The sequence below is a fragment of the Arsenicibacter rosenii genome, from assembly GCF_001870735.1.
GTDB lineage: Bacteria > Bacteroidota > Bacteroidia > Cytophagales > Spirosomataceae > Arsenicibacter > Arsenicibacter rosenii.
This window is the reverse complement of record NZ_MORL01000181.1, coordinates 1-997: the sequence shown is the minus strand read 5'-3', so window position 1 is coordinate 997 and position 997 is coordinate 1. Positions and strand designations below refer to the sequence as shown.

General features: G+C 50.2%; 1 protein-coding gene. It reads left to right on the top strand.

Features of this window, described 5'->3' with window-relative positions; all coding sequences use genetic code 11:
* Window positions 1-53: 53 nt before the first annotated feature.
* A partial coding sequence (locus BLX24_RS30680) for a RagB/SusD family nutrient uptake outer membrane protein (RefSeq protein ID WP_229201934.1) occupies window positions 54-997 on the top strand: 944 nt, incomplete at its 3' end.

Below are 997 nucleotides of genomic sequence, written 5' to 3'. Positions count from 1 at the left end.
AGCAAATGAAAAAATACGTTTATTTACTTAGTTCAGCTGTATTGCTGATGTTCATGCTTACGTCATGCATCGAGGAATACCTGAACAAAGCCCCGGAATCCGGCCTGACGGAAGCCGATGTTTTTTCGAAATACGAAAACTTCAAAAAGTTTTTTGACACGATTTACGAGGGGACAAAACTCGACGGTTCGACCTGGCGGCAGTATAACATCAAGAATGCCTACTCGCTTTATTTCGACTTCTGGGATCAGAAATACAGCATGGAGTCGCTGACGGATATGAGCGATATGGGCCGTCTGATGGACTCGCAGGTGATCAAGAGTGGTCAGATTTCGGCGATTATCAACAAGATGACGTATGATCAGGCCCGTCGCCCTATTCTGGGGTCGATGTTCAACATCATCCGGATCTGCAACCTGTCGCTGAAAAACATCAATCAACTGAAGGATGTCAACGATGTAGATATCAATGATTTCAAAGGGCAGGCGCATTTTATCCGTGCCTTCGCGCACTTTGAGCTGTTCCGGTTGTGGGGCCCGATGCCTTATCTGAACAAGGTAATCGGCCCTGACGATCAGTGGGATATTCCGCGGTTATCCAAAAACGAGACACTGCTCCGGATCGCCAGTGATATGGATTCGGCGGCTATGTACTTTGAAAAAGCCAACATGATGCGCCGCGACCCGGGGCCTGGTGTTGCCGGTCACCTCAATAACCCGGAACAGAAACGGCCGACGGGTGTGGCTGCCATTGCGTTTAAAGCCCGTGCGCTGCTGTATGCTGCCAGCCCGCTCAATAACAAGAACGGCCAGAAAGACTGGGAAGAAGCCGCCAAAGCGAACTGGGAGGCCATCAAACTGGCAGAACAGTATGGCTATAGCCTGTTGTCGCTGGCTGATTACAAGAAAAACTACATCGGCACCACCTATTCAAATGAGCAGCTGTGGGCGTGGTACGCGGGTACGAAAGCCTATAACAGCTCCGACCTGAACGGGCA